Origin of the sequence: Bacillus cereus group sp. MS39 (genome assembly GCF_040448665.1) — a bacterium.
GTDB classification, from domain to species: domain Bacteria; phylum Bacillota; class Bacilli; order Bacillales; family Bacillaceae_G; genus Bacillus_A; species Bacillus_A wiedmannii.
Genome location: NZ_CP123058.1, coordinates 3,937,942 through 3,963,134, shown reverse-complemented (window position 1 = coordinate 3,963,134; position 25,193 = coordinate 3,937,942). Strand labels below are relative to the sequence as shown.

The following is a 25,193-nucleotide window of genomic DNA, read 5'->3' as shown; positions in this document are numbered from 1 at the left end:
CTTGTTTCCTACTATAAAGGGAGAGTGTGAATTTCATGTGAACTCCTAGTGAAATTAAGACAAATTATTTGACTTCTTTTACTTTTTGTAAATTAAAGTAGAATACAACACTATTAGTCGTGTTATATACACCGTACTCGGCATGGTGGAGGTCTAAAATGTTTTTTACAATAGATAACCCGAGACCGGTACCTCCAGTATGACGGCTACGAGATGCATCTAAACGGTAGAAACGATCCCAAATTTTTTCAAGACTTTCTTCAGGGATAGGGTTTCCTGTGTTTTCGATTTTGACTTTTACTATATCTTCCAGTTCTATAACGGAGACATGTATTTTTTCTCCATCTGGCGTATAGCGAATTGCATTGCTAAGTAAGTTCACAACGACTTGCTCAATACGACTACGATTCGCTTTAACGAATATAGAAGAGTCTACATCTACGTTCACTTGTAAATGCTTTTCCTCCATGCTAAATAATAACTTTGTATAGACTTGTTGAATTAATTCACCGATTGAGAATGTCGTCATATCTAGTTTGTACGTACCAGATTCTAGTTTTGCTAATTCTAACATTTCAACAATAAGTCTGTTCATGTTTTCTGTTTCTTCTAAAATAACATCTGTGTAATACATCGTATCTTTACTAACGCCATCTTTAATTCCTTCTGCGAAACTTCTAATTACACTAAGTGGTGTTTTTAATTCGTGTGATACACCAGAAATGAATTCTTTTCGCGTTTTCTCTAATTGACGTTCACGTTCAATATCTTGTTGTAATTTTGTATTGGCAACATTTAATCGATCGATTCGGTCTTTTAAGTTTACAGATAACGTATTAATACTACCGGAAAGCCCGCCAATTTCATCGTCTGCTGTCACAGGTAATTTTTCACTAAAATCAAAATTGGCCATTTTTTTTGTAACGCGATTCATTTTAATTAATGGTTTCACAATGATTTTTGAGTAGTAGAAAGATAATAAAATAATTACGAGAAATACGATGATTAAGGCATAAACATAATAATCCTTTAAAACGAGCATCGCTTCATTAACAGGTTGTAAAGATGCTATCGCAAAAGCGTATTCTGTAATTTTTCCATTTTCCACAATAGGTTTTACAAAGATACTATTTTTTATATTCTCTCCACCATCTATTATATAAGTGTTTAATTGGTGTGAGTTAGCAGTGCCATTTCTAATAATCTCTGCAAAATATTGAACGGCTTGTAATGTTTCAAAATCATTTGCAAGACGAACATCTGCTTTGGATGGAAGCTGTAACTTAGATACGATACCAGTAAACTCAATTTGAGTCACAGTTTTGGATCGGCTTGTAAGTCTATTTTTAGCAGGGTTTCCATTAATGGATTGAAAATCTGAGTTGACATTTTCGTTTTGCCATCGATTATAGTTTGTTGTCAATTCTAGTGGTGTTATGGTGGAATCTTGTACAAAACCGACGACGTTTATCATCCCATCTTTTTTCAATCCTAAGTTTTCGAATTTATTATATTCTTCTGGCGTTAAAACATTATTGAGTGGAATGGAATATGCTTTATTATTTTTAGGATTAATTACATCAATGTAGAAATTATTGTCACTTTTAATAATGCCGTTCGTATTTAAAAACTGCATTTCAGCATTTGTTTTATCATGAAATTCTTGTTTTAGTTTTCGAATTTCCTCATAAGTTTTACCACTTTCTTCGTAAGTATTTACGAACTTCTCAAAAGCAGTTTGAACTGTTTTTACTTTTTTATTAATGTAAAATTTCTCTAAAAATAGAGATTGTCCTAAGAAAAAAAGGAGGAATATGATTGTAAATAATGTTGATGTTAATAAAAATAGTTTAAAGACTATACTTCTGTTTTTCACTGCGTCACCTCTTGTGAGAAATACTGTAAATGATTTCTTAATTATAACAAACGTTACAAAAAAGTAGAGGAGAAAATCTGTCTCTTCTGAAAGTAGTTTTTAATAAAAAGTCACATAAAAAGAACTCGACAGACGTATGACGAGTTCTTTAATGTATTATTGTTGAATTGCTGCATCTAAAGCGATTTCAATCATTTCGTTAAATGTAGTTTGACGCTCTTCAGATGTTGTTTCTTCACCAGTGAAAATGTGATCGCTTACTGTTAATACAGATAACGCATTTACACCGTATTTCGCTGCTAATGTATAAAGAGCAGTTGTTTCCATTTCTACTGCTAGTACACCATAATCTCCAAGTTTTTTAACCATGTCCATGCTTTCGCGGTAAAATACATCTGCTGTTAAAACATTACCAACACGAACGTGTAAGCCTTTTTCAGTTCCAGCATCGTAAGCTTTCTTTAAAAGGTCAAAGTTTGCAGCTGGGGCAAAATCAAAACCTGGGAATGTTAAACGGTTCATATTAGAATCCGTACAAGCTGTCATTGCAATAATAACGTCACGTACTTTTACGTCTTTTTGAATCGCACCGCAAGTTCCAACGCGAATTAAATTTTTAACTCCGTAGCTTTGGATTAATTCGTTTACATAAATAGAAATAGAAGGAACACCCATACCTGTACCTTGAACAGATACGCGTTTTCCTTTATAAGTTCCAGTGAAACCTAACATACCACGCACGTTATTATAGCAAGTAACGTCCTCTAGAAATGTTTCAGCGATATATTTTGCACGTAATGGATCACCAGGTAATAGAATAGATTCAGCAATTTCGCCTTGTTTTGCTTCAATATGTACACTCATGAAAAGCCCTCCTTATAATGTATTGATAGAAATCAATATCATTTGCATTATACACTATCAATCCTTTCAATTAAAATCTTTTAATTATTTGTAATATGTGCAAAGCAGGAGGATTTCATAAATCATAATCTAGAATATATATGTAAGAAGTTTTGTATGAACAGAGACAATAAAAATGGTAGGTGATGTTTTGAAAAATCTTGTCATTGGACTTGTTGCTTTGCTATTTATTGTAGTAGGCGGATTTTACATAAAAAAGTATCAGGAAACTACAGAGACTGTAGGTGATGTTCAGGAAGTGAAATGGGATGTGTCAAATGGAAAAGGAAATGAGAAAGTAGATATTTTGTTTCAATTGCTAAATAATAAAAATAACGAAGTTCGTGGTGTGAATGATCAAATTCGGGCAGTTATTGTAGACGGACAATTAAAACATGTACAACAAATGAAACCTACATTTGCAGGGAATGGATCATATAAGGTATCTTCCAAAATAGCGAAAGATGAAAGATATACAATATTTTTATATGAAGACAAAAACAAGTCTGTGAAATCATTTGCGAAGAAAGATTTTGGGAGAGAAATAGAGGAGAAAAATAAGAAAAAAGTAAAATTTCCAATCGATAGTGTGCTTACAAAAAAAATAGGGGAGTATGAAGTTTCTCTATTATTTGGTGCATTGCATCCGAATGAACCAGCGACGTTAACATTTCAATTCCAAGCGAAAAAGGGTGAGAAATTGAAATTACATTCAGAGAGAGGAGAAGTGGAAGCGCTCTATATCGTGGACGAAACGAGAGAAAACTTTTTATACGCAATACCTGTTGATACAGATGAGCAATTACAATACCGTATTACATTTCCTATAGAAGGAACGTATAAAATATGGGGAGATTTCTATATAAATGGTAAGAAATATGAAAAAGAATTTATTGTACAAGTTCAAAAAAGAAAAAACAGCTAAATGTTTAGCTGTTTTTTCTTTTTCCTATTAATTTTGTTACAGAGAGCATTGTAATTGGTAAAGAATGATTCTTTCTAAATGCTAAATATTTACCGCTCCATGCTGGTTTATATTTTTCTTTAAAATGACGTAGCCCGCTGAAGCTATACGTATAACGAACATTATTAAAGATGGCAGCAGCAACTCGTTCGGACCAAAAAGATTGTGTCGATAAACCTACATTTGAAAGTGGTGCCATACCAATATTAAAGGAGTGGTATTCATTTTCTTTTGCCCACTGGAATAGGTGGATGAAAATTGCATCCATAATGCCGCTAGGTGCATCTGGATAATAGCGCATTAAATCAACAGACAATGATCCGTCTTGATATACGGGCATAAAGGTTGTAAATGCAATGATTTTTCCATCAGCATCACATAATGTAGCGATAGGTGCTCGGCTAATATATTCACGATCAAAGTATCCGAGTGAAAAACCTTTCTCTTTTTTTCCGCCGAGCCACGCATCTGAAACTTTTCTTAACTCTTCAAATAATTCGTTTGAGAATGGTGGCTGATGAATAGAGAATGTATAGCCTTCTCGTTCGAAACGGTTGAAAGTCGCTCGCATACCGGCTCGTTTTTTTCCTGTTATTGTAAATGTGTTCAAATCAACGACAGCTTCTTCACCAAGTTTAAAGAAGTTGTAACCAAAATCATGATATAAACTCATCCATTTACTTTCTATTTGGTAGAATACACAAATGTATCCAAATCGATCAGCCTCAGTTAAAAACTCTTGTAACACAGTACGGTAGGAGGAAGGATCCCCAATTGGATCACCTAGCACAACGAGACGTTTTCCAGTTATAGAGAAGAGAAGGAGCGCTTTCCCATCACTACTGAAGAAAAATTGTTTATCTCCTAAAAATCCTAAATGACTAAGTACATTACCATCGTGTTCATCTAAAAAGTTTTGCAACCTTTTATCATTAGCTGGTTGCCCGGGAAATTCATTTCGATAACGATTGGCAATGAGTGAGCCAATCAGTAAAAATGTAGGAACGAAAAAGGCAGCTGCTAATGCACTTCGTTTCACTTGCGTAATATTACGAACGACAAAATCAGGTTTAAAAGCTTCTTTTGCACCTGCAAATAAAATACCTAAGTTTTTATATAAATATAAAGTTATGAGTAAGAATATAAAAACTTTTACCATATCAGAAAGTGAGACTTCCATTTTCTCGCGTACAAATCTTTTACGAAGCATATATAATACAGCGAGTACGATTAATAAAATAAACGTCTCTTCAATATCAATCCCTTTTAGCGTATTAAAGATGGCTGCTCCGATTAAAGAAACAATCGTCATATAGTAAGAACGCTTTGTTCCATAATATATCCCTCGCGAAAGGATCAGGAGGAGAATACCAAATGTTAGTGATAAGCTAAAAGAAAATTGAATAAGATGTTTTGGAGCTAGAATATGTAAGGCGTGTGCTCTGTTTATACTTGTCGGTAGAATGGTTGATAAAATAACCATTAATCCAGCAAATACTGTTAAAGCAGCAGAGGCCCATGAACCTAGTTTTCCTAGAAAATCACGCTGCAAAGTCCATATAACACCAGTTGTTTCTAATGCAGGCGCAATAAAAGGTTTATCTTCAAACTTTTTAATGGCCACGCCTGTCATTTCAAAAGCTGCAAAAATAAGACCAAGGCAGAAAGGTAAAATGTAATAGACGAGGCGATATAATAACATAGCAGGTAGTAATACGCCTGTATCAATGCCGTATTGTCCGAGCCCAGTTAAAAAGACAAGATCAAATGAACCAAGTCCACCAGGAACAAGACTAACAACACCAGCTAAAGCAGCAATTACATACACACCTAAAAACTTTTGAAATTCGATATCGATACCAAATAATATTAGTATGACGTACATAACAATACCGGCAGATACCCACTCAACTAATGAAACTAATGAGTATAAAACAGTTGGATTTTTTTCTTCTTCCCCTTCTTCTTGCCCTTCGGTTTGCTTTGGTTTTCTATTTTTTAGTTTAGAAAAGCCAATGTATATAGGGACGAAAAGGGCGAAGAAAATAAGAACAGGCCATAGCCACGGTTTTTCATGCAAAATAAAACTTGTGTCTAATATTCCAATAAGACCGAGGAAAGAAAGAATTGCGAGTCCGTTAATAAAAGCAGTTGTCATCCAGGCGATACTTTTAATAAGTTTGCCATTTTCTTTTATGTATGGACGATAAAGCATTGTGCGTACACCAGCTCCAACGAGACCACCAAACCCAATAAATCCATTTAAAGTATTAGCAATCCATGAGATACGAAAAATCTTTTGGACTGGTATATCAGCTTTTAAATAACGAAGCATAACATAGTCATAAAAGAACATTGTTGATACGGCAAATGCACCAAGTGTAATTGCTAAAAAGACTCCTCCGGTTGGAATGTTTTTAATTGTATTGATTGCTTCTAAAAAAGAAATGCCTGCTAATTCTTTTTTTGCTTGAAAGAATACAATTGTTAATACAACAAATGGGAAGATAATTTTCCCGATTTGTAAGAAACGTTTCCATGAAAACGACATAAATACAACTCTCCTTGTATAAGAAAACTGAGACAATAATATTATTATGACAAACTTCAAGAAAAATAAAAAGGTAAATTCCTGTATAGGGAAGCTATTTTTTATATGGGTTATATTTAAAAGAGTATTTCGTTTATCAGAAAGTTAAGTTAAAATGAATTGAAAGAAGGAAGAGAGGGGAAGTAGATGATTATAATAGGTTATGCGGGATATGAGTTAGAGAAAGCGAAACCTAATACATCAGAAGATTTCTTTAATAGATCTGAAGTGACATATATATTAAATAATAAAGAGAGAACTTTTTCCGTTTTATACGTTCGATATTTTGAAGAAGTTTTACAAGAAATTACTCCTTTTGAAGGAAATCCAGTATGTAAAGTAGAAGAACAAGACATATATTTACGGGATATTGTAGCGATATGTTGTTTACTGAAAGAGAATGAGCATCGCATGCAAAAACGTTTATATTTAAATAATATAGAAGCATTCCAACAATATTTTGATGAGGAAACAGTGGTGAAAGTACAAGAAATATTAGCTGAATTACATAAAAATAAAAGAGTAGAAATAGCGTGAAATGGCAAAGGAGAGGGAAAAATGTCTAATCTAATGGTTGAAAATCAAACAGAACAAGTTTCTATGTTTTTAGAAGACGTTATTACTTTGATAACCAATTATGTAAATTATCATACGTTGCCTTCTTTATTAGAAGAAAAACCAGCAGGGAACGAGCAATATTATAAAGGGTTATTAGCATCAATAAGACGTCTTCTCGTTTTTTGTGAAGAAGGACATGATGCATGTTTTGTTTTGTTAAATAGCCAGCCATTTCGAAAAACAGCAGCTGAGAAAATTTTATATAAAATTTATCATCAAGTAATTGCAGAGTTTTTCTCACCAAAGGGTGATCATTGGTATGAAAATAGTCGGTCTGCCTATACAGGGAAAAACTCCATCGTTTTTCAACAAACGCCACCAGCATCTATAGAGCAAGTGATGAAGAGTTTAGAAGGAAAATTTCAATTGATGCGTGAAGAACTAGAATATTATGAGACGGATTACCAAACAAAGATGTTACACAAATATTAATTGCGAAAAAGAAGCTAAGGGGACTTAGCTTCTTTTCCTTTTGTAAAGTTATATAAGGGATTTCCTTTGAATATATTTATGGGGATAGCATTAAGGAGGTGTAACATGAGTCAGCAAGGTGTATTTACAGATTACTTTCATGAAGTAGAAAGCTGGTGTGAAAGTGTTCTTCACGTATTAGATAGCCGTGCAATGGAAGTGTATGATGTCCATATGCTTGCCTATAAAATTCAAACGTTATTAGATCGTATGAAAGAGCATGAGTATGATACAGATGCAGAGTTTATGTATGAAATAAGTGATGATGTAGAACATATTCAGCATCATTTGCAGGAAGTATTCGTGCAAGGAGAAGAGGAATATGAACTATATGAAAGAGGGGATAGTGAACGAGCTGTTCCAATTGGAGGGCATACACTTCCACCATTACCTTATCCGTATAATGCGTTAGAACCGTATATTTCTAGAGAAATTATGATGTTACACCATGATAAACATCATCGCAGTTACGTGGAAGGATTAAATAAGGCAGAGAAAATGATGGAAGAAGCGAGAAAAACAAATCAATTTGATTTAATTAAGCATTGGGAAAGAGAAGCGGCTTTTCATGGATCAGGTCATTACTTACACACGATATTTTGGAATAACATGAAAAAAGATGGTGGCGGAAGTCCAAGAGGGGCTCTTTCACAACAGATTGAACAAGATTTTGGGAGTTTTTTACGTTTTCAAAAACATTTCACAGAAGCAGCTTCTAAAGTGGAAGGATCAGGCTGGGCGCTTCTCGTTTGGGTACCACGATCTGGAAGATTAGAAATTTTGCAGAGTACACTTCATCAATTATTTACACAATGGGATACGATACCGCTCCTCGTGCTAGACGTGTGGGAACATGCGTATTATTTACAATACCAAAATCGAAAAGATGAATATATTAAAAACTGGTGGAATGTTGTAAATTGGCCTGATGTAGAAAAAAGATTTGAAAGTGCGAAACAAATTGAATGGACACCGTATTAGACGCAGGTTCTCTGCGTCTTTTTTATTAGAAGGAGAAAGAGATTTCGTTCATATTTTAAAAGGCCAAGCATACACTTGTACAAAAAGTGCCAAAAGGACGTGGGGGGAAATATGAGACGAATTTGTGTAATAATCACGCTTCTTATTATGTACGCAAGCGTTATACCAATTCCTACATATGCAAAGATGAACAGTAATGTCAGTGCTCGAAATGCTGTATTAATGGAGCAACAGTCCGGTCGTGTATTATACGGAAAAGCAGAACATGAGCCACAAAAAATTGCTAGTATAACAAAAATTATGACAGCCTTGTTAGCTGCTGAATCAGGAAAAATGAAAGAAATGGTATCGGTTAGTAATGAAGCGGTGAGAGTAGAAGGATCAGCAATTTATTTAAAACCTGGACAGAAAGTGAAGTTAGAGGATTTAGTATACGGACTCATGCTTAGATCTGGTAATGATGCAGCACAAGTAATTGCTGAAAATGTAGGAGGAAGTATAGAAGGGTTCGTATATTTAATGAATGAAAAGGCGAAACAAATTGGAATGAAAGATACTCACTTTTCAAACCCACATGGTTTGGATGGAGATGGATCCCATTATTCATCAGCCTATGATATGGCACTTTTAACAAAGTATGCAATGGGGAATGAAACCTTTAAGAAGATTTTTGGGACAAAAACGTATAAATCAGATTCGTGGGATTATCCGTGGAAAAACAAACATAAACTCGTGACATCTTATTATGAATTTGCGACAGGAGGAAAAACAGGTTTTACGAAGAAAGCAGGACGGACACTTGTTACAACAGCATCAAAAGATGGACTAGATCTAATTGTCGTAACTTTGAGCGCTTCTAGCGATTGGGATGATCATATGAATTTATTTGATAAAGGTTTTGAACGTTTCAAGCAAACGAACGTTGTAGGACAAGGAGCTCTTGCTGAAATAACTGAAAAGAAATATGCCAACCATGTATATACGAAAAATAGTTTTGCGGTGCCATTAACTGAGCAGGAAAGAAAGAATGTCGTATTAAAAGTTGAACTCGATAAAAGTGCAAAACTTAAAGATGGAGTAAAGGTTGGGAAGACGGAAATTTATGTTGGCAATGAGAAAGTTGGAGAACGGAATTTATTTTATAGTAAACGAAAGTTAGTAGCTACAACGGGAATGTATTGGAATAATGTGAAAGAAATTTTTTCTCATATGATAGGTGTTGGGAGCGATGGTTAATCTCGTATGGGTAGCGATGGCAGTCATAGGGATTGTATATGCCATGATAAATGGAACGATGGAAGCAATAAATAAAGCCGTATTTGACGGAGCAAAAGATGCAGTAACAATTTGTATAGGACTTATTAGTGTATTAGTATTTTGGCTCGGTTTAATGAAAATTGCAGAGGAAGCAGGGTTGTTAAAAAAGTTAGTGTCACTTTTTATGCCGATAGTAAAAAGGTTGTTTCCAGAAATACCGAAAGATCATCCGTCAATGGGATTTATTTTATCGAATATGATGGCGAACTTTTTTGGATTAGGGAATGCAGCAACCCCTCTTGGTATTAAAGCGATGGAACAATTGAAAGAGTTAAATGGAGGGAAGGATTCGGCGAGCCGTTCTATGGTGACGTTTCTCGCATTAAATACATCAGCGATTACTTTAATTCCTACTACTGTCATTTCGATTCGAATGACGTATGAATCAGCGAATCCTACTGAAATTGTTGGGGTAACATTCATTGCACAAGTACTCTCTATGATCGGAGCGATTTGGATTGACCGCTATTTTTACCGAAGAAGGAGTAGGAAGGGGCGGAAAAAATGAGTATTGTCAATACGATATCATTATGGGTAATCCCTTGTGTAATCGGTTTTATCCTTTTATATGGCACGATAAAGAAAGTGCCGACGTATGAATCGTTCGTTGAGGGGGGAAAAGAAGGGATTCAAATTGCGATCTCTATTTTACCGTTTATGGTTGGAATGCTTGTATCTATTTCGATTTTTCGGGCATCTGGAGCGTTAGATGCAATGATATCAGTAATGAAGCCGATGTTAGATTTAATTCATGTCCCAGCAGAAATTGTTCCACTAGCACTTATACGCCCTATTTCAGGCTCTGCTGGTTTAAGTATTACGACCGATTTAATTGCCACATATGGGCCAGACTCGTTTATTGGAAGATTGGCTTCTACGATGCAAGGGAGTACAGATACGACTTTTTATATTTTAACAGTATACTTCGGAGCTGTTGGAATTAGAAAAATGGGAGATGCATTAAAAGTAGGACTTTTTGCCGATTTAATCGGGATTATTTGTTCAATTGTGTTTGTTTCTTTAATGTTTAAGTAAGGCGGCTATTCATTTTTTATGCTATTTCGCTTATAATACGTATACGACCACTATTAAGGTGTTGCTTAATAGTGGTTTTTTTATGCGGTATTTTTGACAAAATGATGAACTTTTATTGTGAGCAATATGAAGAGTATGGACAATAATAAAAGGTAAAAACATGATTTGCCCTTTATATGTTTATTATCATCGCTATGTTGTTTAAGTAAGATGAAGCGAATAGCCGTCAAGCGTATGCGGTTGCCAAGTCTTTCTAATGTAAGGTAAGATAAATTCGAGGTGAAAAAAAGAAATGGAACGATTACAAAAAGTGATTGCGCAAGCAGGTATTGCATCGAGAAGAAAGGCTGAGGAATTAATTCAGCAAGGAAAAGTAAAAGTGAATGGAAAAATAGTGAAGGAGTTAGGAACGAAAGTAACTCCTCAAGATAAAGTAGAAGTAAATAACATCCCTCTTGAAAAAGAAGAACCTGTTTATTTTTTACTATATAAACCAACTGGCGTAATTTCAAGTGTATCAGATGATAAAGGAAGAAGTGTTGTAACAGACTTTTTCCCTGAAATTAGACAACGTTTATTCCCAATCGGACGCTTAGATTATGATACGTCTGGCGTATTATTGATGACAAATGATGGGGAATTTGCAAATGTATTAATGCATCCAAGATATAAAGTTGAAAAAACGTATGTTGCAAAAATTAAAGGGCCATTAACAGGTGAGAAAATTCGCATGTTAGAACGAGGTGTTGCATTAGAAGATGGGAAAACAGCACCAGCACAAGTGAAAATTATTTCTTGGGACAAGCGTAAAGAGACTGCGATTGTACAATTAACGATTCATGAAGGACGTAATCGTCAAGTACGCCGCATGTTTGAAGCGTTAGATTGTAAAGTAGTGAAACTAAAGCGTGAACGCTACGCCTTTTTAGAAGTGGGTAGCTTGCGCCCTGGTGATGCGAGAGAATTGTCACCACATGAGGTGAAACAATTACGTGCATTGGCTTCTACAAAGCCGCGCTAATCGATAGTGTGAAACTTTCACCAGTGGAATGCTCCGCTGGTGATTTATTAAAAAATACATATATTTATCACTCGTCGAAGAGAGGGGAGACAATATGAAAAAAAATCGCTTATTATTTCGCGTTATGATTCTACTCATTTTATGCGGTGCTGTAGGATTTACACTTTATCAAGGATATTTCACTAAAGAAGAGAAAATGCAAATCGGAAAAGAAGCACCTAATTTTGTTGTAACAGATTTAGAAGGAAAGAAAATTGAATTAAAAGATTTAAAGGGAAAAGGTGTATTTTTAAACTTTTGGGGCACTTGGTGTAAACCGTGTGAAAAAGAAATGCCTTATATGAACGAATTATATCCAAAGTATAAAGAAAAAGGCGTTGAAATTATTGCGTTAGATGCAGATGAAACGGATATTGCTGTTAAGAATTTTGTGAAACAATACGATCTTAAGTTCCCAGTCGCAATTGATAAAGGTGGAGAAATTATAAAAACGTATGGAGTAATACCGTTACCAACAAGCTTCTTGATTGATAAGGATGGTAAGGTGATTCAAGAGATTAAAGGTGAACAAACGATAGAACAATTGGAAGAGTATTTAAAGAAAATTACTCCGTAATAAAGAAAGCCTTTACATATGAGGTGCATCCTTATAGTGCCTCTGATTTAAAAATTCTGAGTATTGCGGTAACTTGAGGGTAGAATATACAATAGTACATATAGATATAGGGGCGGTGAGAGTGTTGAAAGAAATTAAGTGTGAATGTGGACATGTGAATCCGATAGGAACTGTTTTTTGTGAAGCATGTGGGAAACCATTTGAAAGCAATGAAAATATAAAACTATTGGATATGCGTTATGAGGGGAGTGCTCGGAGATCTCTCACACAAACAAAAACGATAGTCGATAAAATTTGGAGCTTTTTCTCTTCTGTAAAAGTGGGTGTATGGCTCATTGTAATCACTTTAGCTGCATCAGCAATAGGAACTATTTTTCCGCAAGAAATGTACATAACTCCAGGAATTGCACCAGCTGAATATTATAAGCAAGAATACGGATTTTTAGGGCAACTATACTATCAATTAGGATTTAATAATTTATACGGTTCATGGTGGTATATGATTTTAATTGCTTCAATTGGTATTTCACTTGTGATATGTAGCTTAGACCGTGTCATTCCACTTTATAAAGCTTTAAAGAAGCAAGGGGTGAAAAGACACACTAGCTTTTTAAAGAGACAAAGATTATACGGTACTGGTACACCGCAAGATGGTGATTTTGAAAGAGTGCAAAAGAATTTAAAGAAAAGAAACTATAACGTGAAAGTGGAAGACGGAAATATTTTGGCGGAAAAGGGACGGTTTTCACGCTGGGGTCCATATGTGAATCATATTGGTCTCATTATCTTTTTATTCGGTGCAATGCTCCGTTTTTTACCGAGTATGTACGTAGACGAAGCCCTTTGGTTACGTGACGGTGAAACGAAAGAAATACCAGGAACGGATGGTCAATACTATTTAAAAAACGAGAAATTTATTAAGGAAGTTTATGATAAAAGTAAGGACAAGGAAGTTTTTGATGAAGCGATTGATCGTGTAGGCGATAAAGTGATTGCGAAAAACTTCCAAACGAATGCTGTATTATATAAAGCGGTCGGCGAAAATATAGCAGGACAAAAACCGAAATTAGAAAAAGTAAAAGAATCGGAAATTCGAGTGAATGAACCGCTGAAATTTGATCAATTTGCTGTTTATCAAGTGGATTATAAAGAAAATGAATTTAAAAGTATGTCCTTTAACCTGCAAAACAAAGAAAATAATCAAAAGTGGGGACCGATCAAAGTTGATTTAACGAACCCTACAGAAAAATATGATTTAGGAAAAGGTTATTCTTTAGAACTATTAAGCTATTTCCCAGATTTTTATTTTGACGAGAATGGAAGACCAAATACGAAAACGAAATTACCAAACAACCCTGCATTTGTGTTTAAAATGTTTACGCCTGAAACACCAGATGGTGAAGTGAGTTTTGTTGGTATTCAGCAAAATATAGAACCTGATGGAAATAATAAATATAAAATGTCGTTTGCAGGTGTGGAAATGCAAAATGCAACAGCACTTACTGTAAGGAAAGATTTAACGCTTTGGATTCTCGGTATTGGAGGATTTATATTTATGGTTGGTGTCATTCAAGGGATGTATTGGAATCATCGTCGTATTTGGATACAACGCGTTAATGATGAATGGTGGATTGCAGGACACACGAATAAAAATTGGTTCGGTTTAAAGAAAGATATTGAAAGAGTACTAGAAGGTACGGCAATTCCGCAGCCAAGCGATAAAGTAGTGGATAAAAAAATTAGTTAAGGTGGGGAAACGATATGGTGCAAATAAGTAGTAACTTTCTCTTTACCGCATTTATTTTATATTTAATTGCAACTCTATTTTTCGGGGGAGCAATTAAAGAAAAAGGTCATAAATGGGCAAATATAGGAATAACGATTACAATTTTAGGGTTTATTGCACAAACAGTATATTTTGTTACAAGATGGATTGCATCAGGACATGCACCAGTTAGTAACTTTTTTGAATTCGGTACATTTTTTGGCATGATGCTTGTCGGAGCATTTATTGTCATGTATTTTATGTATCGCGTAAGTATAATCGGACTTTTTGCATTACCAGTTGCACTTTTATTAATTGCCTATGCAAGTATGTTTCCGAGGGAAATATCTCCGCTTATTCCTTCTTTAAAAAGTAATTGGTTGCATATTCACGTGACGACTGCAGCAGCAGGACAAGCAATTTTAGCAATTAGTTTTATTACGGGCGTTATGTATTTATTGAAGAATGTAGATCAATCAACGAGAAGCAAACGTACATTTTGGTTAGAAACGGTAGTGTTCACACTTGTTTGTACAGTTGGTTTTATTGGAGTGACAACGGTATTTTCTAGTATGAAATATGAAGCGAAGTTTCAATGGGTTGATAAAAATGAACAACAAGTGGAAATGAAGTACAATCTTCCGGCTTTAGTGGGACCGCACGAAGGAAAGTTATTGACAGAAAATAAATTAGAGCCGACAGTTGAAGTTCCGGCGATTGTAAATGCGAAAAAATTAAATACAGTAATTTGGTCTGTGTTAGTTGGGACATTACTTTATATCGTATTAAGACTTGTTTTACGCAAACGAGTATCGGCAGCACTTCAGCCGTTAGTAAAGAATACAAATAGTGATTTACTGGATGAAATCGGATATCGTTCTATTGCAATTGGATTCCCGGTTTTCACATTAGGTGCATTAATTTTTGCCATGATTTGGGCTCAAATAGCGTGGACACGTTTTTGGGGTTGGGATCCAAAAGAGGTTTGGGCGCTTATTACTTGGCTCTTTTATGCGGCGGTATTACATTTACGCTTATCAAAAGGGTGGCACGGAGAGAAGTCAGCGTGGTTAGCGGTAATTGGTTTTGCAATCATTATGTTTAACTTTATTGTAGTAAACTTAATTATCGCGGGTTTACATTCATACGCATAGAGAAATAAAATAGGAGAGTGAATGTCACTTTCCTATTTTATTTTTGTCAATTTTTCTTCTTTTTTGAGAAAAACATGACAAAGTAGCGGTTGATTTTGTAAAATGATGTCGAGGACATTATATCCTGTTCAAAAAAAATACATAGTTTTGGAAAAAAATTGAACAAACTTTATTATTCTTGTGAAGCATAATATGGGAAGTGAAACATTTAGAAGATTGCTTAAATAAACGAGAATAGCGCAACATACTAGTGTAGAAGGGTAGGTGTAAACCGTTGTGGTAAAAGTACACAACGGGTAGAAATGGAAAATGAATCAAGAATTTTAATTGTAGACGATGAGGATCGTATTCGTCGTTTGTTGAAAATGTATTTAGAAAGAGAACAATACACAATTGAAGAAGCGGACAATGGTGATACAGCTTTAGAAATGGCGTTACAAAATGATTACGATTTAATCCTATTAGATCTTATGATGCCAGGTAAAGATGGTATTGAAGTGTGTAAAGGGGTTCGTGAGAAAAAAGCGACGCCAATTATTATGTTGACAGCGAAGGGTGAAGAAGTAAACCGAGTACAAGGGTTTGAGGTAGGAACTGATGATTATATTGTGAAACCATTTAGCCCACGTGAAGTAGTGCTTCGTGTGAAAGCGGTCTTACGCCGTTCTGTACCAACAACGTTCTTTACACAAGATACAACGACAAAAGATGTTACTGTGTTCCCTCATTTAACAATTGATAATGATGCACACCGTGTTACAGCAGATGGTAATGAAGTAAACTTAACACCGAAAGAGTACGAATTACTATTATTCTTAGCGAAAGCGCCTGATAAGGTATTTGATCGTGAGCAATTGTTAAAAGAAGTATGGCAATATGAATTCTTCGGAGATTTACGTACAGTTGATACGCATGTAAAGCGTTTACGTGAGAAGTTAAGCAAAAAATCACCAGATGCTGCGAAGATGATTGTTACCGTTTGGGGCGTAGGTTACAAATTTGAGGTTGTGAACGACTGATGCTTTGGAGAAGTGTAGTAGGGAAGTTATGGATGACTATATTACTTCTCGTTTCGTTTGTTCTTGGATTTGTTGCGATTTTACTTTCACAGTTTTTTAGAACATATTATGTTGATATGAGTGAAGCTAGGCTTCAAAAAGTTGCAACAAGTGTTTCAGAGTTAATTGAAGAAGGTGCCGATGTAAAAACGATTGAGAATATCGCGTACAAATTCTCTGATCCCCTTTCAAGGATTATTATTGTAGAAGATGGTAAAGAAATATCTTCTTCGCCGAAACAAGAAGGGTTAGTCACTCTTACAATGGATGATTTGAAAGAAGATAAAGAATTAGCGGCTGTTTTTACAGACAAAAAAGAAATTAAGAATAACATTAGAAAAGCCTCTAATAGTAGAAAGAATAAAAACACTGAAAATGATATTATGATTGTCGGAAAACCAGTGCATTCAAAAAATCAAAGTGCAGTGTTCGTATACGAATCTTTACAAGTACCGATACAAGGTATGGAGAGAACGACTGATTTTATATTCTTATCAGCAGGGATTGCGATTATATTAACAACGTTCTTTGCATTCTTCTTATCTACTCGAATTACAGCACCACTCCGTAAAATGCGTGAGGTTGCTTTTGAGGTCGCGCGTGGGAAGTTTGATGCGAAAGCACCTATGGTATCTCAGGATGAGATTGGTGAGCTTGCAACGGCCTTAAATCAAATGGGGAAACAGTTGAAGTTTAATATGAATGCCTTGCAGCAAGAAAAAGAACAGTTAGCAAGTATTTTAAGTAGTATGGCAGATGGGGTTATTACGTTAAATCAAGAAGGTGAAGTCGTTGTAATTAATCCGCCGGCTGAACATTTCTTACAAGTTTGGCAAGAGGAAAAGGAAGTAGAGCTCAGTAAAAAACTACCTTCTGAACTTGTTGAACTATTCCATCTCGTTGTAGAAAGTGAACAACAACAAGTGGTTGAAATTAATTTACAAAAAGGGAACTATGTAGTTCTTATGACGCCGCTTTACAACCAAACGAAAATTCGTGGCGCTGTAGCTGTATTACGTGATATGACGGAAGAACGCCGTCTTGAGAAGATGCGTCAAGACTTTATTGCAAACGTATCACATGAACTTCGTACACCGATGGTAATGCTTCAAGGGTATAGTGAAGCGATTTTAGATGATATTGTGCAAACGAAAGAAGAAATTAATGAGTTCGTTCAAATCATTTATGATGAATCTGTTCGTTTAGGTAAACTTGTAAATGAACTATTAGATTTAGCGCGTATGGAAAGTGGTAATGTAGAGTTACATATAGGTGAAGTTGATATTCATCCTTTCGTTGAAAAAATAGGTCGTAAATTCCAAGGAATTGCAAAGGATAAAGAAGTCGCATTAACGGTTGATTTCCAGAATCCAATTGAACAATACCCGTTTGATGCAGATCGTATGGAACAAGTATTGACGAATTTAATTGATAACGCAATTCGTCATACGAATGCAGGCGGACATGTAACGCTTGTAATTAATACGAAAAATAATGGTCTTACTTTTGAAGTACAAGATTCGGGCGCTGGTATTCCAGAAGAAGATATTCCATTTTTATTTGATCGTTTCTACAAAGCTGATAAAGCAAGAACACGTGGGAAAAAAGGTGGAACGGGGCTCGGGCTTGCGATTGCAAAAAATATTGTGCAAGGCCATGATGGTAAAATTGCTGTTTCAAGTGTTGTTGGAGAGGGAACTACATTCTCTGTATATTTACCGAATCGTATAATTTAGATATACGTTTTTAAAGTTGATAATGAATAAAGTTCTACTGTTTTTTATTTTTTTGTAAAATCAATTAAATAAATAACAGTAGAACTTTTTTTCTATCTTAGTCGAATGAAGAATAGCAAGAGGGGTGTCGTGAAGCGATGAAATTATATACGAAAACAGGAGATAAAGGGACAACAAGTGTAATAGGCGGCAGAGTGGATAAAGATAATATCCGAGTTGAAGCATATGGCACGATAGATGAGGCGAATTCTCATATTGGATATGCAATGACTAAGCTACAAGGCGGATCTTTTGGAGATATTTACAATGAACTTGAAAATATTCAACATGAACTATTTGATTGCGGGGGAGACTTGGCGATAGTAGAGGGGAAAATTCCTTATAAAGTAACGGTTGAAATGGTTGAAAGCTTAGAAAGAAGGATTGATTCGTATATAGAAGAAGCACCGCCGTTAGAGCGTTTTATTTTACCAGGTGGAAGCGAAGCCGCAGCTGCTATTCATATTGCGCGTACAGTTGTAAGGCGAGCAGAACGATGTGTAGTGTCCTTGCAAAAAGAAGGGGAAATAAATGAAGTTGTTCTAAAGTATGTAAATAGATTATCTGATTATTTGTTTGCGGTAGCTAGAGTAATAAACGCTCGATTACAAGTAAAAGATGTGGAGTATAATCGCAGTGCAATCGTTTTTCGTGATAAAAACGAGAAGGAAGTGGAGTGATTCACTTTCTTTTTTTTTGTATACTTTTTTCTGTAATATACCAAAATAAGAGAAGGTATGGTGTTAATTAGAAAACGGAGGATGTATATGAAAGTGTTAAAATGTGGCGTCATGTTATTGACGGTATTGTTTTTATCTCAATTACATGTGTACGCAGAGGGAAATCAATGGACATGGCCTGTTGAAGGGCAGATAAGTGATTATTTTGGGACAAGGCATGGAAAACACTACGGTATAGATATAGCGGCACCGATTGGCACGCCTGTGGCAGCTATTCAAGAAGGTAAGGTAACAAAGTCTTATTATTCAAGTAGTTATGGAAACGTTGTATTTATTAAACATGGAGAATATGAGGCCGTGTATGCGCATTTAAATAAGAGATATGTAGTTCAAGGGGATTATATTTCAAAAGGAGAAATAATTGGAGAAGTAGGAAATACAGGAGAATCGAGAGGTGCACACTTACATTTAGAAGTTCATCAAGGAAGATGGACGATGGCGAAAAAGAATGCGATGAATCCATTGCTTGTTCTAAATGAACAGAGAAATGAAGTTGTTTCCTCATCCTTATATGTCGTCCAAAAAGGGGACACTTTAGTTAGTATTGCACGGAAATTTAGTATGTCAGTTAAGGAAGTTAAAGATAAAAATGGACTGCAGCAAGATCGGATTTATCCAAATCAACAATTATACGTAAAGTAAAAAAAGAGCTAGTTAAACTAGCTCTTTTTTTTACCAAAAAATAAAGACACATATAAATCCAGAAATAGCTAAGTAGCTATATAAGTAAAATACTTTCGTTCTTGTTTTTTCGTTCGTTCGAAATAGTACAATAGTCGGTTCAATTAAACCGATTGTCAAACAAAGTAAACCAAGAAGCATACAACCGATTGAAATGGAGTACAGGGCGATTTGTGGTGCTTGAAATGGAATCATCCATTTTAATAAAAATGCAATAAGTGCAGTGTAGCAAATGCTGCCGATGTATTTATTCAACGGTGCATTAGAACGGAATCCTGGAAGTTTTTTTAAGAAAGAGCGGGAAACAACTTCAGTTTGTAAAGATGTGTGCTCTTCAATTATTTTTTGAGCTTCTTTTCCTTTTTGGAAAAGGGATAATATCCAGTTTCGCTCACCTTGAAAAATAAATTGAGAAGTTGTCAAATAATGATCCACCTTCACTTTATTCCAACTCTTCCATGGGTGACGCTCACACAGTTTTAATTTACTCTCTGTTTTTTTATCATACTGATAAATACTGATGCCATCTTCATCGAAAGCAGCATAGTATGTCTCGCTTGAGAATGTGCCTAAATCAATTGGACAGTAGAAAAGTAATTCTTTTTTTAAGTAAAAGTATTCTTTTCTTAAGTTTTTTTTCATTGCTTCTCGAATAGAGTGTCTCTTTTCTTTTTTCATGACATTTCCTCCATAATCCAGAAAATGTTCTTATCTTAACAATTCAACATCTTATCACTTTTCATTATATATGACTAGGGGATTCATAGGGGAAATGCCGAATACTAAAAAATCTGGGGTGTATTGTAAAATATAGTGATTGGTTTTGATTATATAAAATTAATAACTTATTTTTAATAAGTTACGCTTTTTTTGTTCACAATACGATTATGTTGTTGTATAATAAAGTGGAAAATAGAATATCGGTCTATCTTCGGGGCAGGGTGAAAATCCCGACCGGCGGTGATGAACTATATGTGATTTTGTTCTAAGCCCGCGAGCCGTTAAGGCAGGATTTGGTGTGATTCCAAAGCCGACAGTATAGTCTGGATGGGAGAAGATGGAGGTTCAAGCGTTCAAAAAAGATATGGATTTGAACGTCTGTTTGATGTGCCTTAAATTCTCCCTTTGTGTAAAACACAAAGGGTTTTTTCGTTCTATGAAAAAGTAGGCATAGCAGAACCTTTCCACTTTCCATGAGATGATCGATGGAAAAGGAGAGAGAAAGATGAAACAAAAAAACAGTGTAGTGCAGATGGTGAGTGTAGCGATGCTAAGTAGTATTGCATATTTACTGATGATGTTGGATTTCCCGTTTCCAGGGCTTCCGCCATTTTTAAAAATTGATTTTAGTGATGTACCAGCTCTAATTGCAGCAATTATTTTCGGGCCAGTTGCAGGTATAATTGTAGAGGCGATAAAGAATATTTTACATTACGGAATTCAAGGGAGTTTAACGGGAGTGCCAGTTGGAGAAATTGCTAACTTTATTGCAGGATGTTTATTTATTGGACCGGCAGCTTTCTTATTTAGAAAGTATCGTACTGTTAAGAGTTTAACGACAGGATTAATGCTAGGGACAATTACAATGGCGCTCATTATGAGTGTATTAAATTACATCATTATATTCCCAGCTTACACTTGGTTTTTAAATTCACCAGCTATGTCTAGCGAGGCTATAAGAACAACGGTTGTAACGGCAATCTTACCATTTAATTTAATTAAAGGAATTGTTGTGACAATTGTATTTGTAGCGTTATTCTCACGCCTGAAAGTATGGGTGTTTGCAAAAATGAAAAATGCATAAAATATAAAATAAAACCACTAGTAGTATGGAACTACTAGTGTTTTTTTATTAAGTAGAATGAAAATAGAAAACAAAAAATATCCCTCATATTAATGAGGGATATTTTTTGAAGTTAATAAAAGACTATTCGAATTTTAAAGAGTCGCCATCAAATGATTCATCAGCAACTTTAATTGAGTCAGTTGGACAACCTTCGAATGCATCCATCATATCTTCAATTAATACATCTGGAATTTCAACGATACCTTGGTTATCGTCTAACGTTACAAATGCAATACCTTCATCATCATAATCATAAATGTCTGGTGCAGCAGCGCCGCAAGCACCACATGCGATACAAGTATCTTTATCAACGATTGTATATTTTGCCATCTTTTTTCCCTCCTGATAATATGTATGTGAAAAGCTCGCCATAAAAATTATAACCTTATTGTAAAACGGTTTTTAAAACTTTTCAACATAAAATTATAATGATAATCCTTATCAATTAGAGTGTCAACTAATTTTTGCATTATGTCATAAGATTTTCAAAATACGTAAATGTTATTTCGTTTGGTACAATATACTATATACAAGTACATAGTGCCGATATGATAAGTTTAATGAGTAACATAGAATGGTGCAATCGTACTAAAAAGTAATTAAGCTAGATTGAAAGGTGGAAGCGGTAATGCAACTACAATATACTTTATTGTATTGTTTAAAACAATTGAATGGTGAAAGGACCGTTTCTTCTATTTATTATTTATTAAAAGGAAAACGATCTTCGCAAACGTTACAAGATGGAAATATGTTCCGAATTTCATTTTTGTTTGGAATATATAAATCGTTAAATAGAACAGACTATGATCGTGAAGTTGCAAAGTTGTTGCAAGCAGATTTGATTCGAGAAATACATGAAAATACATATTTGTTAACATCTAAAGGTAAAATGCAGTTACATACATGGGAGGAAGTGTATGCTTTTCCCACGCATTTACATGGTTTACACTATGGTGAATTAGGTGAAACATTTTGGAAACGATTATCATTAATTATTCAAACTATATCTAATTTACAACAGAATAATACGAAGTTTATTCCCATTCAACAAGATACAGAAATAATGATGTGGGTAAAACGTTTTTTAACAGGTATACCATATAGGCGAAGTGAATTGGCTAAAAGATTATGGAAAGAAATACATAATCTTTTAGGAAAAGGTGATGTGGTAGAAGCGACGATTGTAACATATAGATTAACAGGATATGAACGTATCGGTTGTACATTGCAGCAATTAGCGGAAATTACGAAACAAGATATATTCCGGGTGTATTTTTTATTTTGGGGTACAATTCACTTCTTTATACAAGAAGTTCACGATAAAGAAAATGAATTTCCGCTATTAGCTGAGATTATCTCTTATCCAAATGAGAGAGCTGAATTATTTAGTTTATCAACGAAAAAAACATATAATTTTTGGAGACAAGGACGCTCTTTAGATGAAATAGCGACAATTAGAAATTTAAAGGTTGCAACGATAGAAGATCATTTTGTTGAAATTGCTTTGCGGGAAAAAGAGTTTTCAATCGAGATGTTTATGGAAAAAGATAAAATAGATAAAGTAACAAAAGTAATTGAGGCATTACAAACACGTAAGTTGCGTGAGTTGAAACAAGCGGTTGGAGAGGGTATCTCTTATTTTGAAGTTCGTCTTGTATTGGCGCGGATGGAGGGTATAAATGAAGCTTGAGGAATATTTATATAGATGGTTTGGATATTCTGAATTTCGTACAGGGCAAAAAGGGGTAATTACAGATTTATTAGAAGGAAAAGATGTTATAGCAATGCTCCCGACTGGAAGAGGGAAGTCTATGTGCTATCAACTTCCAGGGCTAATGCAAGAAGGAACCGTGCTTGTTGTATCACCATTATTATCTTTGATGGAAGATCAGGTTACACAATTAAAGTATGTTGTGAAAAACCGAGTAATAGCATTTAATAGTTTTCGGACATTACATGAAAAAAGAGAAGCGATGAAAAAATTAGCTTCATATAAATTTATTTTTGTTTCACCAGAGATGTTGCAGTCGGAAGTGTTAATAAGAGAATTGAAGAAAGTTCATATTTCATTATTTGTCGTGGATGAGGCTCATTGTATTTCACAATGGGGTTATGATTTTAGGCCAGACTATAAAAAACTAAATGTAGTCATTGAAAATATCGGGTCTCCTACCGTGCTAGCATTAACGGCAACAGCGACAAAAGATGTACTCCGAGATATAGCAGAGAGTTTAGATTTGAAGAAAGTGACGCAGCATGTATACTCTATTGATCGTCCAAATATTGCTATGGAAGTACAATTTGTGGAGACGATAGAAGAGAAGAAAGAAGCGCTTTTGGACCAGGTGATGTATTTACAAGGGCCAGGGATTGTATATTGTTCAAGCAGAGCGTGGACAGAACGTTTAACGGAGTATTTAAGAGGAAAAGGCGTGACTGGTGTCGCTTTTTATCATGGTGGTATGGAACATGAAGAGCGTATGTTAATTCAACAGCAGTTTATGAATGACCAGTTGCAGCTTGTAATATGTACAAGTGCTTTTGGTATGGGAGTAAATAAGTCGAATACGAGCTATATTATTCATTTTCATTATCCGACTAATATAGCTTCCTATTTACAAGAAATCGGAAGAGCTGGAAGAGATGGTGAACCGAGTATAGCTATCTTACTATGTAGTCCGTTAGATCACGATTTACCAATTTCAATAATTGAAGATGAATTGCCAAGTCAGTCGCAAATACAATTTTTATTCTCTTTACTACAAGAAAGAATGTTTCAAACGAAAGAATTACCAATAGAAGAGGTAGAAGAAATTTGTTATAATGCAGCAAGATTTAATGAACAATATTGGCGTTTTATCCGCTATCATCTTGAACAGCTTGGAATCATACAACAGCGAAAATTAAAATTAGAGAGCTTGTCAGATGAAATTATGAACAGATTAATAGCTGAAGTAGAAATAAGGATACGTAATAAATATAGTGAGCTAGAAAACATGAAATCGTGGATACAAGTGAAAGAATGTAGGCGTGAATATTTGTTACAACAGTTCGGTTATAGAAAAGAGAACGAGTTGAAAAATTGCTGTGACTATTGTGGTATTACAAAAACAGATTATAAAAAAAGACAAGCGCAACAATCGGATTTCGACTATAATTGGGAAACAGAGTTACAAAAGCTTTTCGGTCTAGAAAAGATGGGGGAATGATGAACATTCAAAGGCATAATATTGAAGATATGAGTCCGAAAGAAATAAGGCTGAATCTGTATATCACACAGTTCATTATTATCGGTATCGGTTGTTTACTAGCATATATATTATTCCGAGATATAAAATCGGTGTATAGTCTGTGGAAGTGGGAACCGGTATCTATACTTATAATAGGCGGCTTGTTGGCGATTGGTATTGTGTTATTAGATTATGTTGCAATGCGAGTATTTCCAGAGTCTTGGTTTGATGATGGTGGTATTAACGATAGGATGTTTCAAGGAATGTCAGTTATGCACCTACTCGTTATTACGTTCATTATCGGCTTTGCAGAAGAATTTTTATTTAGAGGTGTAGTGCAGACTCACTTTGGAATTGTAATAGCGAGTTTAGTATTTGCAGTGTTACATATTCGGTATATAACAAAGCCATTTTTGTTTTGTTTCGTCTGTTTCATTAGTTTTGTCTTTGGTTATGTATTTGAATGGACAGGAAATTTGTTTATAACAATCTTTGCACACTTTCTTGTTGATTTTATAATGGGACTCCAATTAAGAAAATAAATGGAAGGTG

General features: G+C 34.9%; 24 protein-coding genes and 1 riboswitch. Of the genes, 19 read left to right on the top strand and 5 right to left on the bottom strand.

Annotated elements, in window-relative coordinates:
- Positions 1-64 precede the first annotated feature (64 nt).
- Complete coding sequence (locus tag QEP67_RS20525) at positions 65-1,876, bottom strand: HAMP domain-containing sensor histidine kinase (RefSeq protein WP_353706388.1); 1,812 nt, start codon at positions 1,874-1,876, stop codon at positions 65-67.
- A 156-nt stretch (positions 1,877-2,032) separates the two neighbouring features.
- Positions 2,033-2,740 (bottom strand): purine-nucleoside phosphorylase, encoded by a 708-nt coding sequence (gene deoD, locus QEP67_RS20520; protein ID WP_000110707.1) that lies wholly within the window; start codon positions 2,738-2,740, stop codon positions 2,033-2,035.
- A 175-nt stretch (positions 2,741-2,915) separates the two neighbouring features.
- Between deoD and QEP67_RS20515 the strand changes: the two genes are divergently transcribed.
- Positions 2,916-3,704 (top strand): hypothetical protein, encoded by a 789-nt coding sequence (locus QEP67_RS20515; protein WP_046958911.1) that lies wholly within the window; start codon positions 2,916-2,918, stop codon positions 3,702-3,704.
- 4 nt (positions 3,705-3,708) lie between these two features.
- On the opposite strand, the gene mprF is transcribed toward QEP67_RS20515, so the two are convergent.
- Positions 3,709-6,294 carry a bifunctional lysylphosphatidylglycerol flippase/synthetase MprF gene (mprF, locus tag QEP67_RS20510; protein WP_000010865.1) on the bottom strand — a complete coding sequence of 862 codons (2,586 nt, stop codon included), beginning with the start codon at positions 6,292-6,294 and terminating at the stop codon, positions 3,709-3,711.
- Between the two features lie 186 nt (positions 6,295-6,480).
- Between mprF and QEP67_RS20505 the strand changes: the two genes are divergently transcribed.
- The 14 genes from QEP67_RS20505 to QEP67_RS20440 all read left to right on the top strand — a co-directional run bounded on the left by QEP67_RS20505 (position 6,481) and on the right by QEP67_RS20440 (position 19,526).
- Positions 6,481-6,870, top strand: coding sequence for a hypothetical protein (locus tag QEP67_RS20505; RefSeq protein ID WP_000583791.1), 390 nt, complete (start codon positions 6,481-6,483; stop codon positions 6,868-6,870).
- A gap of 21 nt (positions 6,871-6,891) precedes the next feature.
- Positions 6,892-7,383, top strand: a complete 492-nt coding sequence (locus QEP67_RS20500) for a YpuI family protein (protein ID WP_000067569.1) — start codon at positions 6,892-6,894, stop codon at positions 7,381-7,383.
- Positions 7,384-7,488: 105 nt separating this feature from the next.
- Positions 7,489-8,403 (top strand): superoxide dismutase, encoded by a 915-nt coding sequence (locus QEP67_RS20495; protein WP_000082674.1) that lies wholly within the window; start codon positions 7,489-7,491, stop codon positions 8,401-8,403.
- Between the two features lie 111 nt (positions 8,404-8,514).
- Positions 8,515-9,639 carry a D-alanyl-D-alanine carboxypeptidase DacB gene (dacB, locus tag QEP67_RS20490; protein ID WP_001252621.1) on the top strand — a complete coding sequence of 375 codons (1,125 nt, stop codon included), beginning with the start codon at positions 8,515-8,517 and terminating at the stop codon, positions 9,637-9,639.
- Complete coding sequence (gene spmA, locus QEP67_RS20485) at positions 9,632-10,228, top strand: spore maturation protein SpmA (RefSeq protein ID WP_000247806.1); 597 nt, start codon at positions 9,632-9,634, stop codon at positions 10,226-10,228. The genes dacB and spmA overlap by 8 nt, the downstream gene beginning before the upstream one ends.
- Positions 10,225-10,755, top strand: a complete 531-nt coding sequence (gene spmB, locus QEP67_RS20480; RefSeq protein WP_000029511.1) for a spore maturation protein SpmB — start codon at positions 10,225-10,227, stop codon at positions 10,753-10,755. Before spmA ends, spmB begins: the two co-directional genes overlap by 4 nt.
- A 292-nt stretch (positions 10,756-11,047) precedes the next feature.
- Positions 11,048-11,776, top strand: coding sequence for a 23S rRNA pseudouridine(2605) synthase RluB (rluB, locus tag QEP67_RS20475; RefSeq protein WP_000440552.1), 729 nt, complete (start codon positions 11,048-11,050; stop codon positions 11,774-11,776).
- 94 nt (positions 11,777-11,870) lie between these two features.
- Positions 11,871-12,392, top strand: a complete 522-nt coding sequence (locus QEP67_RS20470; protein ID WP_000742211.1) for a thiol-disulfide oxidoreductase ResA — start codon at positions 11,871-11,873, stop codon at positions 12,390-12,392.
- A 121-nt stretch (positions 12,393-12,513) separates the two neighbouring features.
- Positions 12,514-14,139, top strand: a complete 1,626-nt coding sequence (resB, locus tag QEP67_RS20465) for a cytochrome c biogenesis protein ResB (RefSeq protein WP_000910545.1) — start codon at positions 12,514-12,516, stop codon at positions 14,137-14,139.
- Positions 14,140-14,153: 14 nt separating this feature from the next.
- A complete protein-coding gene (gene resC, locus QEP67_RS20460) occupies positions 14,154-15,311 on the top strand; it encodes a cytochrome c biogenesis protein ResC (RefSeq protein WP_000250073.1) in 1,158 nt (385 codons plus the stop codon).
- Between the two features lie 302 nt (positions 15,312-15,613).
- Positions 15,614-16,330: a DNA-binding response regulator ResD gene (gene resD / locus QEP67_RS20455; protein WP_000426862.1), complete on the top strand. Its 717-nt coding sequence runs from the start codon at positions 15,614-15,616 to the stop codon at positions 16,328-16,330.
- The gene (resE, locus tag QEP67_RS20450; protein WP_000964666.1) at positions 16,330-18,105 is read left to right on the top strand and encodes a sensor histidine kinase ResE; all 1,776 of its coding nucleotides are present in this window, start codon (positions 16,330-16,332) and stop codon (positions 18,103-18,105) included. Before resD ends, resE begins: the two co-directional genes overlap by 1 nt.
- A 137-nt stretch (positions 18,106-18,242) precedes the next feature.
- A complete protein-coding gene (locus QEP67_RS20445) occupies positions 18,243-18,824 on the top strand; it encodes a cob(I)yrinic acid a,c-diamide adenosyltransferase (RefSeq protein WP_000781282.1) in 582 nt (193 codons plus the stop codon).
- A gap of 87 nt (positions 18,825-18,911) precedes the next feature.
- Positions 18,912-19,526 (top strand): peptidoglycan DD-metalloendopeptidase family protein, encoded by a 615-nt coding sequence (locus QEP67_RS20440; protein ID WP_000866129.1) that lies wholly within the window; start codon positions 18,912-18,914, stop codon positions 19,524-19,526.
- Between the two features lie 30 nt (positions 19,527-19,556).
- Here the strand turns inward: QEP67_RS20440 and QEP67_RS20435 are convergent, their stop codons facing one another.
- Complete coding sequence (locus tag QEP67_RS20435; protein ID WP_000711800.1) at positions 19,557-20,243, bottom strand: hypothetical protein; 687 nt, start codon at positions 20,241-20,243, stop codon at positions 19,557-19,559.
- 245 nt (positions 20,244-20,488) lie between these two features.
- Positions 20,489-20,628, top strand: a riboswitch (FMN riboswitch).
- Between the two features lie 162 nt (positions 20,629-20,790).
- On the opposite strand from QEP67_RS20435, the gene QEP67_RS20430 reads away from it, so the two are divergent.
- Positions 20,791-21,369 carry an ECF transporter S component gene (locus QEP67_RS20430; protein WP_000810851.1) on the top strand — a complete coding sequence of 193 codons (579 nt, stop codon included), beginning with the start codon at positions 20,791-20,793 and terminating at the stop codon, positions 21,367-21,369.
- Between the two features lie 123 nt (positions 21,370-21,492).
- Here QEP67_RS20430 and QEP67_RS20425 read toward each other — a convergent pair whose 3' ends face one another.
- Positions 21,493-21,741 (bottom strand): ferredoxin, encoded by a 249-nt coding sequence (locus tag QEP67_RS20425; RefSeq protein ID WP_001151994.1) that lies wholly within the window; start codon positions 21,739-21,741, stop codon positions 21,493-21,495.
- 298 nt (positions 21,742-22,039) lie between these two features.
- Here QEP67_RS20425 and QEP67_RS20420 point away from each other — a divergent pair, with 298 nt between their 5' ends.
- From QEP67_RS20420 to QEP67_RS20410, 3 genes are read left to right on the top strand one after another with little or no spacing between them, the layout of a single operon-like run.
- Positions 22,040-23,101, top strand: a complete 1,062-nt coding sequence (locus tag QEP67_RS20420) for a helix-turn-helix domain-containing protein (RefSeq protein ID WP_001176985.1) — start codon at positions 22,040-22,042, stop codon at positions 23,099-23,101.
- Entirely contained in the window at positions 23,091-24,620 is a 1,530-nt protein-coding gene (locus QEP67_RS20415) for a RecQ family ATP-dependent DNA helicase (RefSeq protein ID WP_000763005.1), read from the top strand. The genes QEP67_RS20420 and QEP67_RS20415 overlap by 11 nt, the downstream gene beginning before the upstream one ends.
- A complete protein-coding gene (locus QEP67_RS20410; RefSeq protein ID WP_001025766.1) occupies positions 24,620-25,183 on the top strand; it encodes a CPBP family glutamic-type intramembrane protease in 564 nt (187 codons plus the stop codon). Before QEP67_RS20415 ends, QEP67_RS20410 begins: the two co-directional genes overlap by 1 nt.
- Positions 25,184-25,193 lie beyond the last annotated feature (10 nt).